Source organism: Thiovibrio frasassiensis (assembly GCF_029607905.1).
Lineage (GTDB): Bacteria > Desulfobacterota > Desulfobulbia > Desulfobulbales > Desulfurivibrionaceae > Thiovibrio > Thiovibrio frasassiensis.
On record NZ_JAPHEH010000001.1, the window covers coordinates 2,347,759 to 2,362,007 of the forward strand.

Sequence of the window (14,249 nt, forward strand, 5' to 3'; positions counted from 1 at the left end):
GCGTAAGACCAATCAAAACTTATACCCTTGCAGCCAATTAAACGATGAGTGTACAGAATTCCGATTCCGCAGCCGTCTACGACGAAAGCAAGATCAAAACCCTCAGCTCTCTCGAGCATATCCGGCTGCGGCCCGGCATGTACATCGGCCGGCTCGGCAACGGGAGTCATCCGGACGACGGGATCTACATCCTCCTCAAAGAGGTGGTGGATAACGCGGTGGATGAGTTCATCATGGGGGTGGGCAAGCGGATCAATGTGGATATCGGGGCGGACGGCGTGGTCAAGGTGCGGGATTTCGGCCGCGGCATCCCCCTGGGCAAGCTGGTCGAATGCGTGAGCGTGATCAACACCGGGGCCAAGTACAACACCGAGGTGTTCCAGTTTTCCGTGGGGCTCAACGGGGTGGGCACCAAGGCGGTCAACGCCCTGTCCGATCGCTTTGAGGTGACCTCCTTTAGGGACGGCAAATTTGCCAGGGCCACCTTTGTCAACGGCGAGCTGGTTGGGGAAGAGCAGGGCGAGACTACGGAAAAGAACGGCACCCTGGTCTCTTTTCATCCGGATCCCAATGCCTTTGAAGGCTTTTACTTCATGGGCGAGTTCGTACGCAAGCGGTTCTGGCGCTATGCCTACCTCAATGCCGGGCTCAAGATCTACTATGAAGGCGAGTGCTTTCATTCGGCCAACGGCCTTCTCGACCTGCTGGACAAGGAGATCGCCGACACCCAGCTCTACCCGCCCATCCACGCCAAGGACGCCACCCTGGAGTTCGCTTTTTCCCACACGGACGGCTATGGCGAGAGTTATTTTTCTTTTGTCAACGGCACCTACACCAACGAGGGCGGCACCCATCTTTCCGCCTTCCGCGAGGGAATCCTCAAGGGGATCAACGATTTCTCCGGCAAGAAGTTTTCCGGCGAGGATGTCCGGGAAGGGGTGGTGGGGGCCATCGCGGTCAAGGTGAAGGACCCGATCTTCGAGTCGCAGACCAAGAACAAGCTGGGCAACACCGATGTCCGGGGAGATATCGTCAACACGGTCAAGGATTTTGTCTGCGATTTCTTCTACAAGAATACCGAGCTGGCCGAGATCATCATCGACAAGATCCAGCAGAGCGCCAAGATCCGCAAGGAACTGCAGCACGTGCGCAAGGAGGCCAAGGCCAAGGCCAAGAAGGTCGCGCTCAAGATCCCCCAGCTCAAGGATTGCAAGTACCATCCGAGCGCGGACAAGCCGTCCAGCCAGGAGCGTGAGAACATGCTTTTTCTCACCGAGGGTCAGTCTGCCTCCGGCTCCATTGTCAGCTCCCGCGATCCCATGACCCAGGCGGTTTTTTCCCTCAAGGGCAAGCCGATGAACGTTTACGGCCAGCCCATGACCCTGTTGTATAAAAATGACGAGATGTACAATATGATGCGTACCCTCGATATCGAGGATTCGGTGGAAAGCCTGCGGTACGACAAGGTGATCCTGGCCACCGATGCCGATGTGGACGGGCTGCATATCCGCAACCTGTTGCTCACCTATTTTCTCCAGTTCTTCGAGGCCCTGGTTAGGCGCGGGCATGTCTATATCCTTGAGACCCCCATCTTCCGGGTGCGCACCAAGGAAGAGACCATCTACTGCTATTCGGACAAGGAGCGGGCGGCGGCGGAAAAGAAGTTGGGCTCCAAAGGCAAAAAAGCGGTGGAGATCACCCGCTTCAAGGGATTGGGCGAGATCTCCCCCAAGGAGTTCAAGCAGTTCATCGGTCCGGACATGCGGTTGCAGCAGGTAAATATCGATACCTTAAGTGAAGTACCCAAGCTGCTCTCCTTTTACATGGGCAAGAATACGCCCGAGCGGAAAGAATATATCATGGATCATCTGGTGGTCGTGTAATCATGGATACCTCCCATTATGGCGAGCTGCACAAGCTTTTTGATACCAATTTTCTGGACTACACCTCCTATGTCATCCGGGAGCGTGCGATTCCCGATGTGGCCGATGGCTTAAAGCCCGTACAGCGCCGTATCCTCCAGACCCTGTTCAATATGGACGACGGCCGTTACCACAAGGTGGCCAATGTGGTGGGCGACTGCATGAAGCTCCACCCCCATGGCGACGCCTCCATCTTTTCCGCCCTGGTCAATCTGGCCAACAAAGGGTATCTCATCGACCGGCAGGGCAATTTCGGCAACATCTTCACCGGCGATCAGGCCTCCGCGGCCCGGTACATCGAATGCCGCCTCTCCCCCCTGGCCCGGGAGACCATGTTCAACAAGGATCTCACCGAGTTTGCCGACTCCTACGATGGCAGGATGCTCGAACCCGTTGCCCTGCCCGCCAAGATTCCCTTGTTGTTGATGCAGGGGGCGGAAGGGATCGCCGTAGGCATGGCCACCAAGATCATGCCCCATAATTTCTGCGAGCTGCTCGAAGCCCAGAAGAAGATTCTCCGGGATGAGCCGTTTACCCTGTATCCGGATTTTCTCCTCGGCGGCACCTTAGACGTTTCCGGCTACGAAGACGGCAACGGTCGTTTGCGCTGCCGGGCCAGAATCGAGGAGAAGAACGAAAAGACCATCACCATCAAGGATATTCCCTACGGCACCACCACCCAGTCCCTGATCGAGAGTGTGGAAAAGGCGGCCCGGTCCAACAAGCTCAAGATTTTAAGCATCAACGACTACACCGCCGAAGAGGTGGAGATCGAGATCAAGCTGGTGCGCGGCATCTATGCGGCCGACACCATCAAGGCCCTGTACGCCTTTACCGACTGTGAAATGCCGATCAGCCCCAACCTGACGGTGATTCTCGACAACAACCCGGCGGTGCTCACGGTGAGCGAGGTGCTGCGCCAGAATACCAAGAAGCTGGTACTCGATCTGGAAAAGGAGCTGACCATCGAGCATGGACGGCTCAAGGAAAAACTCCATGCCCACCTCTTGGAGCAGATCTTCATCGAAGAACGGCTCTATAAAGAGATCGAGGAGTGCAAAACCTACAAGGCGGTGGTCGAAACCATTGGTGCTGCCTTGCTGCCCTACCGGGATAAGTTGGTCCGCGAAGTGACCCCCGATGATATCGAACGGCTGCTGGAGATCCGGATCAAACGCATCTCCCGCTACGATCTGGACAAGAAGAAAAAGGATATCAAGGAGGTTCGGGACAAGATCAAGGCGGTGGAGAATCATCTTAAGGACATGGTGGTCTACACCATCAATTATCTGGACGATCTTCTCAATCGCTATGGCCATCTTTACCCGCGCCGCACCGAGATCGCCACCTTCGGCGAGGTGGAGGTGCGCAAGGTCGCCCTTTCCAACCTGACCATGGGATATGACCGGGAAACCGGCTTTCTCGGGCACCAGGTCAAGGCCAAGCCCGAGGATTCATTTTCCTGTTCCGAATATGACAAGCTGCTGCTTGTGTATCAGAACGGCATGTACAAGGTGATCAACGTGATCGACAAGCTCTTTGTCGGCCATGACGTGCTCTGGTTCGGCAAGGTCGAGGGGAAACGGGTCTTCAATATCCTCTACCGAGAGGGAAGCAAGAATTTCTGTTATATCAAACGGTTCCAGAGTCCGAAATTCATTCTGGACAAAGAATACCGCCTCTTTCCTGAGCATAAGAGTTCCACCATCCTCTTTCTGGGCACCGGGGAAGGTGGCAGGGTGCGGGTGCATCTGGCTCCGTCCAAACGCGCTCGCCACAACTATGTGGACTGCAGCTTCAGCGATATTTTGATCAAGGGTGCCTCGGCCTTAGGCAAAAGGGTTTCCGACCGTCCGGTGCGGCGGATTGCCGAACTGCCTTCCGAAAAAGAGTCTTCCGAGACGACTGGGGTGCAACCACCTCTTTTCCCGACGACCAAAGAAGGCGAGGTCGGTCCACAGGCCGCCGGTGGGATAGGCGATGCTCCCGAGGCTGAAAGAACTGATCTCCCGTCGCAGGAAAAATAATTCTCCCTGATGTGCAACAGGGCGTAGCCTGGGAATTTTTCCTCCCGTGCGCCCTGAGGAAAACTCCAACAATCAGTGCCCCCCAGAAATCTTTTTATATTTTTCCTCACAGGTTTTAGTGAAATCCTTGTTCTTGCCCGGATCCGCAGCAAAAAAGTAAAAAACAATTTTATTCCAGTGTGTTACCTGCATTTTGGTCGCGCAAGTAATCCGCAGCTAAATGGTCTCGGCAAAAGGAAACATCCGGGAATTTCCACTTGCCATTTCCCTGGCGATAATAAAAAAAATAAAAAAACTCTCGGAGAAAACCTCTGGATATTGTTGGGTAATCCCGGTCATTTAGGTATTTCTTTGAATGCTTCATTAAAACTAGCAGTTGTGTTTTTCTTTTTTTTGTATACATCATAAAGTATAGTTGTAGAGCGGTTGGGTTCGTTTTCGGGATGTTTCGCTTGCCTTTTTAAGACACATCTGGTATCTTCGCCCACCTCTTAGAAACAGGAAGAGGGGATATTACGGCAGCGGTCAAGGACGAGCGTTTGCACTCTCGTTATGTGTTGCACAGGAGGAGGTAGCTATGGACTCCCTTGCATCAAACCGTCCCCCGGACGTAACCCAAGAGCAGGAAAAAGATGTGGCAGCAAAACATGATGAAACCCCGATCTATTTTGGCAAAAGACCAGTAGATTCCGGGATGGTACGGATGGTTTCCGGAATATCCCTGGTCCTACTCTTCTTTCTTGTCGCTCTATTGACCCAGCCCTCTTCGGTATTTATTCGTTTTCCCCAACGATTTCAGTCTGTTCCCACCATCGAAGTCCATTCCGCACAGGATCTGCTGAAACAACTCGTGGCAAATGATCTGTGGGAGGTTCAGGCATATTCAGAAGTACCCGCTGTTTTGGTCCGCCAGTTTCCTGGAGACATGCCTACCCTTGATGCGCCAACCCAAAAAAAGGCTTTTCTCCACGTCCTCCTTCCTGCGGCGATGATCGCCCTTTCCGAGGTGCAAGAAGAAAGGATTAACTTTGAGAAAATTCTCGCTAAATTATCGCAGCCTTTTCACCGTTTGGACCTTAATCGGAAGGCAGAAGATTCTAGCCATCTTGCAGGATTATCACAAAACGAACTTTTTTTTCTACGTAATCTTTGCCACAAATACAGGACTTGCGAGGTCGCCGACCTGCGCCGTCGCATCAACCCGGTGCCAGTGAGCCTGATCATGGCCCAAGGGGCACTGGAATCATCATGGGGTGGTTCCCGATTTGCTTTGGAGAAGAACAACCTCTTTGGTGTCTTGCGCTGGAACATGGAAGGGCGTGAGCCTGATGGACTGGAGGATGGCAAGGCCTACTACGGGAAGTCCTACGCTTCTCTGCTCGATTCCGTTCGTGGATATATTCTCATGATCAACAGGGCTCCCGCCTACAAAGAATTGCGGCAGCTCAGGGAAGATACCATGGATCCTCTTGTTTTGGCCAAGGGTTTGCACTTGTATTCCAATCGTGGAAGCAATTACATAGCTGATGTTGCTCAGCTTATCACAAGCAATGATTTGCAGGACTACGACCAGTGTGTGCTTGCGAATAAGACTGGGTTGCAGTCACGGGTTCGGTTTGCGAGCCTGGAAAATCTTCGTTAAAGAAAGATTCAACGTTAGGTCCGTATTTTTTCCGTATTGTGCAGGGGTAAGACTCAGGCTATATTGTTGGATAAACACCCAGTAAAGCTTGGAGATCGCCGTGGCAGGCAGATATGAACAGAATACCACCTGTGAATTTTTTGTTACCTGTGATTTTTGTGTAAAGATCATGGCAAGTGTGCCGCAGTTTTCCAGCAAGATCCAGAACAAATACTGTCTCGCCGGTTTCGCCGACTGCGCCCGATATGCCTATGCCAAACAACATGGCTTTGGCAGCATCCCTGAAGACCTTTTCCCCAGCGCTTTCTATCTCTAGCCTTTCCCCGGAGTCCTTCTTTTTCGTTCGTTGGCCCATTGCCTTTTCTTTGGCGGATATGCTAGCATTGTTTCATGCAATTCTAGCAATTATAACCAGAGGCAAAGAGGCACAACGATGTTCAAGGCAGAACGGAAGTCCTTGCAGTTTGACTGGTCACTTCTTGGCGACATCGAATGGGGCCGCCCCAATCTTGGTCCCCAAACCACGGTCGCGGTCTATCGCCTGATGCAGTTCACCCTGCGGGATGCAATCATCTCCCATACCGATGTGGCCACTGCCAACCGGATATTTTACTCGGCCGGACAGAGTGCCGGTAAGGCGATCTATGGACATCTGCTTAAGAGTACCCAGGATTTTGACGGGTTCATCGCCGAGCTTCAGGAAACCTTGCGCACCCTTTCCATTGGTATTGTACGGCTAGAGGCGTCGGATCTGCAGAAGCAGCGTTTTGTCCTTACGGTGGCGGAAGACCTTGACTGCTCTGGCCTGCCCATGAGCGATGAGTTGGTTTGCACCTTTGACGAAGGCTTTATCGCTGCGCTCTTCTCCTCCCATTTCGGCAGGCAGTTTACGGCAAGGGAAACTGACTGTTGGTGCACCGGCGACCGGGTCTGCCGTTTCGAGGTCGTGGTTGCGGAAGCGTGAGTTCAAAAAACACCCCCTGGTAATCTACATGGAGCAAACAGAGGTCGAAAGACTGGACAGGATCAGCGCCCATCTGCATGCGCTGCTGCATCAAGGCCAATCCGGTCTGCTCGACCTTGCCGGAGAACCAGAGGATGAGATCCGCCAGGTGGGGGAATTTGTCAACTCCCTTGCGGAAGCCTTGTCCGGTCTGACCCATGCCGCCCACCATCTTTCCATCGGCGACATGGATGTGCCGATCATCGCCAAACTTCCCGCCTCGCATCATCTCAAGAATCTGCAAGCAACCCTCCGGCATCTCACCTGGCAAACCGGGCAGATAGCCAAGGGGGATTTTTCCCAGCGGGTGGAATTTCTAGGGGATTTTTCCCAATCGTTCAACTGGATGGTGGAACAGCTTGAGGCCTATCGGCAGAGGATTCTCGGCCAGAATCGGGAACTGGAACGCCTTGCCACCACCGATCCGCTGACCGGGGTCTATAACCGCCGTTATTTTATGGATTTCGCGACGAAGGAGTATCTGCGCTCCCAGCGCTATGCCCATCTTTTTTCGGTGATCCAGATGGATATCGATCATTTCAAGAAAATAAACGATACACATGGTCACGCGGTTGGCGATGAGGTGCTCAAGGCCTTTACCCTCACGTGTCAGGAGGCGCTTCGGGAAAGCGATGTCTTGGGACGTATCGGTGGAGAAGAATTCTCCATTATCCTGCCGGAAACCGAAAAAGAGGGGGCCTTGATCGTTGCGGAACGGATTCGCCGGAGTATCGCCGAGCTGAAGGTGGATGAGAATGATCAACGCATCCATTTTACGGTCAGCAGCGGGGTCACCAATCTTCGGCCAGACGATCGCGGAATTGAGGCTGTGCTGCGAAGGGGGGATGAAGCCCTCTACCTTGCCAAAAACGGGGGGCGCAACAAGGTTTTTTTTGCCGAATAGGTGTTAGGTCTCCCTGATTTTTTGCCAGATCGGCAGGGAGGGGCTGAGCTTTTTGAAACGATGGTCCCGGTCGATGGCATCGCTGTTTTTGTGGTTCGCGATGAGAATCGCCCCGGTCTGCATGCTCTCTTCAATGAGTTTTTCAAAGCGCAGTTGCTGATCGCGTCCGGAAAAGGGCCGGTAGTAATAGACCACCTCGTAATTGCCGTAGCCTTCATAGCTCCAGATATCAGCCTGGGCAATCCGTTCCTCGCCGATGAGCCGGGCGGCAATCCGGAAAGGATACGCATCCTTTTCGATCCCGTAGACCTCAAAACCAAACTGTTCGGCAACGAGGAGCACATTGCCGATTCCGCAGCCCACATCAAGGATGCGCGGCTGCCGGGCGGTCTGTCCAGCATGGTCAAGTCCGAGGAAGGTACTGACAAAGGAAAACTGGGCAAAGATCTGCCTGGTGTCCATGGCCACAAAGGGATATTCGCAATCGGGGTCGTTGCGTGTTTCCTTGACAGCATCCCGACTGTAAAAGCCGACGAATCGGTTGATGATGTTGAAAAAAATATCGTTTTCTTCGTTATCCATATCTTTTCAAAAAAGAGGGTTGCAGGAGAAGGGACGGACAAAAAAGGTCTATACCACGGATTGGGCATAAATTCTTCGGAAAGTTCTCTGCCGGGGGACTATGCGCTCTCTTGTGATGGAGGAGGGAGTTCTCCCATACGCTCTAAGGCGCTGAGTGCGGTTTGCGCCAGAAACCGGGCGCCTATGGGCAGTACTTCTTCGTCAAAGTCGAAACGCGGGCTATGCGCTGGTCCATCGTGCAACTCAGTATGTTTCGCGCCAAAACGCACCAGGCAACCGGGAACCTTTTGCAGGAAAAAGGAAAAATCCTCGCCGCCCAGGCTGGGCAGGGGTTGCCCTTTCAATTTGGCTTGGCCTACGATTCCGGCAGCCACCTCTGCGGCGATGCGGGTTGCGGCAGGGTCGTTGACCACCGGCGGATATCCCTCCACAAAACGAAAAGAGGTTGTAACCCTGTGCAACTGCTCCAGGGCCAGGGTCATCCGTTGCAGACTGGCGATGCAGAGAGCGCGGGTCTCCGAGCTGGTGGTGCGAATGGTCCCGGTAAGGGTCACCTGTGAGGCGATGACATTGGCGGCGCTGCCGCCATGGATGGTGCCGATGGTGATTACGGCGGGGAAACAGGGATGCACCTCACGGGCGACAATCCCCTGGATGCTGGTGATGAGTTGACCTGCCGCCAAGATGGAGTCCGCGGTTTCGTGGGGCTTGGCCGCATGCCCCCCTGGGCCGTATATTTCGATGGTGAATTCATCGGTAAAGGCGGAGATCAAGCCGGGCTGCACGACAATCTCGCCCAGTTCGTAATTGCGGTCGATATGGCCGGCAAAGATGGCTTCGACCCCGTCCAAAGCCCCATCGGCAATCATGCCCTGCGCCCCGCCGTCGCCTTCCTCGGCGGGCTGGAAGATGAGGGCTACCCGGCCTGGAAGTTCGATCCCCTTGAGCAGTGCGGCTGCGCCGAGAAGCATGGCCACATGGCCGTCGTGGCCGCAGGCATGCATCACCCCGGGAGTTTCCGAGGCAAAGGGCAGGCCGGTCTCCTCGGTAATGGGCAGGGCGTCCATGTCCGCCCGCAGGGCAACGCAGGGGGTGCCCGGTTCCATATGACCCAGGTTGGCGACAATGCCTGTCCGCCCCACCTGCTCCCGGCACTGAATCCCCAGGTTTCCCAGTTGCTCGGCGATAAGACGTCCCGTGGCAAATTCAGCAAAGGCAAGTTCCGGATGCCGGTGGAGCTGGCGGCGAATCTCTTGCATCCTGGCGATCTGCTGATTGCTGGGGGGTGGCAGGATTTTCATAGGCGGAGTGTCCCATCGCTTGTTTTTTTTTAGACAATTTTACTTGCGACTTTGCGTTATTGGGTTATTTTTTCTCTTCGTCACACAATCATCATAATTCGAACTTGATAGCACTACATCATTAAAATTCATCTTTCTGATGCCGATGACCACAGACTCACGCCCTGTGCAGACAAACGAGCAGGCCGGCGAAAATAGCCGGCCATGCCCCAGCACCGCGGACGATTTTTTTCACCGAGGCCTTGACCTGCACCGGCAGGAAGCGGCAGACTCGGCGATTTCCCTCTATCGTCAGGCCATTTCCCTATGCCCTGAGCATGTCGATGCCTGTTTTTATCTGGCCATTCTCCATCGGGCCACGGGGGCGCCGGAAGAGGCTGTCCACTGGTTTGGTCGCGCCCATTCCTTGGTGCCAATGGAACCGGTAATCGCCTATGAGCTTGGCATAACCCATTACTCCCTGGGACAGCACCAGATGGCCATCGAGCAGTTCCAAAAGGTTCTCGCCCTGGATGAGATGCACTGGCAGGCGGCCTATAATCTCGGCACCGCCCACCTGGCGCAGGGCCGAATGAGTGAGGCCATCAATGCCTATCATCGGGCGGCGCAACTCAATCCCCAGGATGCCGATATCCATTTTAATCTTGGCTTGGCCTGCAAAAAGGCAGGGCGGCTGGAAGAGGCCGTGCAATCCTATCTCTGCGCCATGGAGATTGCCCCGGATGATGCGGAGGTGCATTATAACCTAGCCCTGGTTTATAAAGCGCTCGGGTGCAAAGATGACGCCATTGCCTCACTGGAGATCGCCGTTGCCCTGCGCCCTGAATATGGCGCGGCCCACGGCAACCTCGGGGTTCTTTATCTTGACCAGGACAGGGTGGATGCCGCCATTGGTTGTTATAGCCGGCTTATCGAGCTGGATCATAATGCGGTCTCGGCCCGTCATATCCTTGCCGCCCTCACCGGAGTAACAACCCCGGTCGCTCCTTCAGCCTATATTGCCGAACTCTTTGACAGCTTTTCCAGCCATTTTGAAGAGCGGCTGCTGGTTGACTTGGAATACCGGACCCCATGGGAACTCAAAAGCCTGTTGCTTGCTGACTCTGGGGGGGTAACCCATTGTAAGCGTCTCCTGGATCTTGGCTGCGGCACAGGGTTGGTCGGGCAGATTTTTCAGGATATCAGTGCGTACCGGGTCGGGGTGGATCTTTCCCCGAAGATGGTCGCCTCTGCTGCAGCCAAGAAGGTGTACGATGAACTGGTGGTAGAGGAGATCGTCACCTTTCTGGAACAGAACCACGATCCCTTCGACCTGATTGTCGCGGCGGATGTCCTGATTTATGTGGGCGAGCTGGACAGGATTTTTGCCACCCTGGCACAAGCTCTTGCCAGAAACGGAAGATTCCTCTTCTCCACCGAGCAGCTGGCGGGGCAGGGCTATCAGTTGTGCCAATCCGGACGCTATGCGCACGCCTTTTCCTACATCGAAACGCTGGCCGCCCGTCATGGTTTTCGCATACTCAGCACCCAGTCCGCGAACATCCGTAAGGAAAAGGGCACTTGGATCACGGGGGAGCTTTTTCTCCTAGGTTTCTGAGTTTCCTTGTCATTTTCTCCCCGCTTTCTCCCTGATTCCCTGCTTGTCCGCACTACCGGGGCTTCTCTGCCCTGCGCTCATTTCGGACGGCTATCAATAAATCCCTTGAGTTTCAGTCCCCCCTTGGCTGTATAATTAAAAAAATGACTCTGTCTGCAGGTTGATTTTAGAGAAGGAGGGCTGCCATGTCTGTTCAGGAAATGGATCTGCTGAAAGAAAAACTCATCGCCATGCGCCGGGAAATCTTTCAACGCTTACAGCATCTCGATAATGGCTGGCAAAGCCTTGCCGAGAAGGATATCGAGTTTGAGGAGGAGGCGCAAAAGGCTGAGCTCTCCGAGTTGTATGGACAGCTTGATGCGCGGGAAAAGGAGGAGATTGAGGCAATCGATCATGCTCTTGATAAGATGGATACCCTGCAGTATGGAAAATGCGAAGGGTGTGCCAAGGAGATTCCCCTGTCGCGGCTGCAGGCTTTGCCTGCCACTCCCCTGTGTCTTGCCTGCAGTGCCAGGGCTGAGGAGAAAAAAAGGGTCCCGCCCGCACTTCCATGACTGGAACAATAACTAATTCCCAAAATTCTTTTGTCTGGATCGATGATCTTTCTCTGTGGATATCAGATTGTTGAGGAGGGAAAACATGGAAAAGAGTCAATATGGAAGAAGGGATCGTCTGATTCAGGAAAAAAGGCACGATGCTTATCGAGCCTGGGAAAAGTGGCCGGAACCAACGGTCTGCAAAGAGTGCAGGGCTTTATTTCACGGCGGCAGATGGTCCTGGGATACCGCTCCCCCCGAGGCGAAAGAAAAGATCTGTCCTGCCTGTCAGCGTATTGCCGATGATTTTCCCGCCGGCATCCTTATGATCAAGGGAAGTTTTTCTCGACACCATTGGCCGGAGATCCATAACCTGATCCGCAATACGGAAAAACAGGAACAGGGAGAACATCCCATGGAACGGCTCATGGGTATTGTCGATACTCCCGAGCATAAGGAGTTGACCACCACCGGCATCCATTTGGCGCGCCGGATCGGGGAGGTCTTGAAACATTCCTATCAGGGCGAGCTGGAACTTGCCTACGGTGATGGTGAACAGAGCATCCGGGTGACCTGGTTGCGCGATTGACCGGTGGTGTTGCCATTGGTGAACAGTGTTTACTTTCGGCGGAATAGATTTATAAATGAAAACATTTTTCAGCGGGGAGAGAAACTATGCAAGTACCCTTACAGATTACCTTCCGGAACATGACCACCTCCGAGGCTCTGGAGTCTTATATCCGGGAGAGAGCGGAGAAGCTGGACCATATCTGTGACACCATTGTCAGCTGCCGGGTCGTGGTTGAGGCACCGCCCAAGCATCAGCGCAAGGGAGGGCTTTTTCATGCCTCCATCGATATCAGCCTGCCCCATGAAACCATTGTGATCAATCGGGAGCCTGATCTGCACAAATCTTATCATGATGCGCATGTGGTGGTGCGGGACGTTTTTGACACCGCCCAACGGAAATTGCGGGATTTTGTCAGCCGGCAAAAAGGCGAGGTGAAGGCCCATGAGGAGATGCCCCAAGGCACAATCAGCGAACTCTATCCCTATGAGGATTACGGCCGAATTCTCACCGGGGCGGGTGACGATATCTACTTCCACCGTAACAGTCTCATCAATGCGGACTTTGGGGATCTTGTGCTCGGGGCGGAGGTGCGGTTTGTCGAAGAGCAGGGGAACGATGGCCCCCAGGCAAGCAGTGTGCGTGTGGTTAAGCCTTAGCCCGGCAAAGGGTGTGAAACGAGAAAAAAGCAGCATGATGGTGCGGAGAAGAGATGGTGCAGGTCTCAGATACGGTTGATATCCCGGAAAATGAAATAGAGCTTACCGCCATTCGGGCCCAGGGTGCCGGTGGCCAGAATGTCAACAAGGTCTCTTCCGCCGTGCACCTGCGTTTTGATATCCGCGCCTCGTCGCTGCCTGATTTCTACAAGGAGCGGCTGCTGGCCTTAAGCGATCAGCGCCTCACCAAGGACGGCGAGATCATCATCAAGGCGCAGCAGTTTCGCAGTCTGGAAAAGAACCGGGCCGATGCCCTGGAACGGCTGGGAGAACTGATCAGAGGCGCGGTCAAGCAGGAGCGGAAACGCAGGCCCACCAAACCCTCCCGCGGCGCCAAGGAAAGGCGTTTGGAAGGCAAGGAGAAGCGGGGCAAGGTGAAAGCCATGCGCGGCAAGGTCTCGGAGTAACGGTCACTTGCCGAAGCCGCAGATCGGATAGGCGCAGGTTTTGCATTGTCTGCACAGGCCGCCATGTCCCAGCATTGCCATGTCATGGCGGCTGATTTTCTCCCCGCACAACACTCTGGGCAGAACCAGATCAAAAACGGTAATCTTGTGGAACATGCCGCAAGCAGGTAAGCCCAGGACCGGCACCTCGCCGATATAGCCAACGAGAAACATGGCCCCAGGCAGCACCGGGGTGCCGTAAACGATATCCTTGGCACCGGCCCTGGCAATGCCTTGCCGGGTCACGTCATCCGGATCCACGGACATGCCGCCGCTGGTGATGATGATATCCGCCCCCGCCTCTAAACAGGATTTTATCTCCGCGGCAATGGTCTCGATATTGTCCGGGGCGAAGCGGACCGCAACCACTTCCGAACCGAGCTTTTCCAGTTTCTTGCGCAGGACCGGTTCGAAGGCATCCTTGATCCTCCCGTGAAAGACCTCGTTGCCAGTGATGATCAGCCCGGCCTTGGCCTTTTTTAGGGTGGCGACCGTGATGATTCCTCCGTCCTTTTCCCCTAACTCCACGGCGGTGTTGACGATCTCCCGTTTGGAAACCAAGGGGATGAGCCTGGTTCCGGCGAGTTGGTCGCCTTTTTTAACCGGGGTGTTGTTGTGCAGGGTGGCACACATGACCTCTCCCAGCAGGTTGAAGCGGTAGAGGGAATCGACATCGACCTTGAGCAACCCGTCATGGGCTGCCACGAGGTTGAGCTTGCCTTCCACCGGCTCGCCGGATACCAGGGTTCCCGGTCCGGCAAGGGCTCCGGCCATCAGTTCGGCCGCCTCGTTTTCATGGATATCGTCGGGCCCGAGCTCCAGCACATAGATGTTGTCCTTGCCGAGCCGTTTCAGACGTTCGATATCCTCAGGCTGAATGATGTGACCCTTCTTGAAGGCACGGCCTTTGAACTCCTCGGTGCGGATCTCTGTGATGTCGTGGGGCAGGACCATGCCGACGGCCTGCTCAACCGGGATTGTTTTTGTCATCTGCGATACTCC

General features: G+C 54.5%; 15 protein-coding genes. 12 read left to right on the forward strand and 3 right to left on the reverse strand.

Annotation, left to right across the window (positions count from 1 at the left end; genetic code table 11):
* Window positions 1-44: 44 nt before the first annotated feature.
* The 7 genes from OLX77_RS11020 to OLX77_RS11050 all read left to right on the forward strand — a co-directional run bounded on the left by OLX77_RS11020 (window position 45) and on the right by OLX77_RS11050 (window position 7,498).
* On the forward strand, window positions 45-1,883 hold the full coding sequence (locus OLX77_RS11020) for a DNA topoisomerase IV subunit B (protein ID WP_307633651.1): 1,839 nt from the start codon (window positions 45-47) through the stop codon (window positions 1,881-1,883).
* A gap of 2 nt (window positions 1,884-1,885) precedes the next feature.
* A complete protein-coding gene (locus tag OLX77_RS11025; protein WP_307633652.1) occupies window positions 1,886-3,949 on the forward strand; it encodes a DNA topoisomerase IV subunit A in 2,064 nt (687 codons plus the stop codon).
* A gap of 75 nt (window positions 3,950-4,024) precedes the next feature.
* Entirely contained in the window at window positions 4,025-4,357 is a 333-nt protein-coding gene (locus OLX77_RS11030) for a hypothetical protein (RefSeq protein ID WP_307633653.1), read from the forward strand.
* A gap of 169 nt (window positions 4,358-4,526) precedes the next feature.
* A complete protein-coding gene (locus tag OLX77_RS11035; RefSeq protein WP_307633654.1) occupies window positions 4,527-5,591 on the forward strand; it encodes a glucosaminidase domain-containing protein in 1,065 nt (354 codons plus the stop codon).
* Window positions 5,592-5,691: 100 nt separating this feature from the next.
* Window positions 5,692-5,907 carry a hypothetical protein gene (locus tag OLX77_RS11040; protein ID WP_307633655.1) on the forward strand — a complete coding sequence of 72 codons (216 nt, stop codon included), beginning with the start codon at window positions 5,692-5,694 and terminating at the stop codon, window positions 5,905-5,907.
* Window positions 5,908-6,024: 117 nt separating this feature from the next.
* A complete protein-coding gene (locus OLX77_RS11045; RefSeq protein ID WP_307633656.1) occupies window positions 6,025-6,555 on the forward strand; it encodes a V4R domain-containing protein in 531 nt (176 codons plus the stop codon).
* Window positions 6,556-6,583: 28 nt separating this feature from the next.
* On the forward strand, window positions 6,584-7,498 hold the full coding sequence (locus OLX77_RS11050; RefSeq protein ID WP_307633657.1) for a GGDEF domain-containing protein: 915 nt from the start codon (window positions 6,584-6,586) through the stop codon (window positions 7,496-7,498).
* A 3-nt stretch (window positions 7,499-7,501) separates the two neighbouring features.
* On the opposite strand, the gene OLX77_RS11055 is transcribed toward OLX77_RS11050, so the two are convergent.
* Together OLX77_RS11055 and OLX77_RS11060 are read right to left on the reverse strand one after the other, a co-directional pair.
* Entirely contained in the window at window positions 7,502-8,080 is a 579-nt protein-coding gene (locus OLX77_RS11055) for a class I SAM-dependent methyltransferase (RefSeq protein ID WP_307633658.1), read from the reverse strand.
* Window positions 8,081-8,178: 98 nt separating this feature from the next.
* Window positions 8,179-9,381, reverse strand: coding sequence for a M20 metallopeptidase family protein (locus OLX77_RS11060; protein WP_307633659.1), 1,203 nt, complete (start codon window positions 9,379-9,381; stop codon window positions 8,179-8,181).
* 145 nt (window positions 9,382-9,526) lie between these two features.
* Between OLX77_RS11060 and OLX77_RS11065 the strand changes: the two genes are divergently transcribed.
* From OLX77_RS11065 to arfB, 5 genes are all read left to right on the forward strand, one after another.
* Window positions 9,527-10,978: a tetratricopeptide repeat protein gene (locus OLX77_RS11065; protein WP_307633660.1), complete on the forward strand. Its 1,452-nt coding sequence runs from the start codon at window positions 9,527-9,529 to the stop codon at window positions 10,976-10,978.
* Between the two features lie 185 nt (window positions 10,979-11,163).
* Window positions 11,164-11,532 carry a TraR/DksA family transcriptional regulator gene (locus OLX77_RS11070; protein ID WP_307633661.1) on the forward strand — a complete coding sequence of 123 codons (369 nt, stop codon included), beginning with the start codon at window positions 11,164-11,166 and terminating at the stop codon, window positions 11,530-11,532.
* An 85-nt stretch (window positions 11,533-11,617) separates the two neighbouring features.
* A complete protein-coding gene (locus OLX77_RS11075) occupies window positions 11,618-12,103 on the forward strand; it encodes a BCAM0308 family protein (RefSeq protein ID WP_307633662.1) in 486 nt (161 codons plus the stop codon).
* Window positions 12,104-12,189: 86 nt separating this feature from the next.
* Entirely contained in the window at window positions 12,190-12,741 is a 552-nt protein-coding gene (locus OLX77_RS11080) for an HPF/RaiA family ribosome-associated protein (protein WP_307633663.1), read from the forward strand.
* Window positions 12,742-12,794: 53 nt separating this feature from the next.
* Window positions 12,795-13,208, forward strand: coding sequence for an alternative ribosome rescue aminoacyl-tRNA hydrolase ArfB (arfB, locus tag OLX77_RS11085; RefSeq protein WP_307633664.1), 414 nt, complete (start codon window positions 12,795-12,797; stop codon window positions 13,206-13,208).
* 3 nt (window positions 13,209-13,211) lie between these two features.
* On the opposite strand, the gene OLX77_RS11090 is transcribed toward arfB, so the two are convergent.
* A complete protein-coding gene (locus OLX77_RS11090) occupies window positions 13,212-14,237 on the reverse strand; it encodes a molybdopterin-binding protein (protein WP_307633665.1) in 1,026 nt (341 codons plus the stop codon).
* Between the last annotated feature and the right edge of the window lie 12 nt (window positions 14,238-14,249).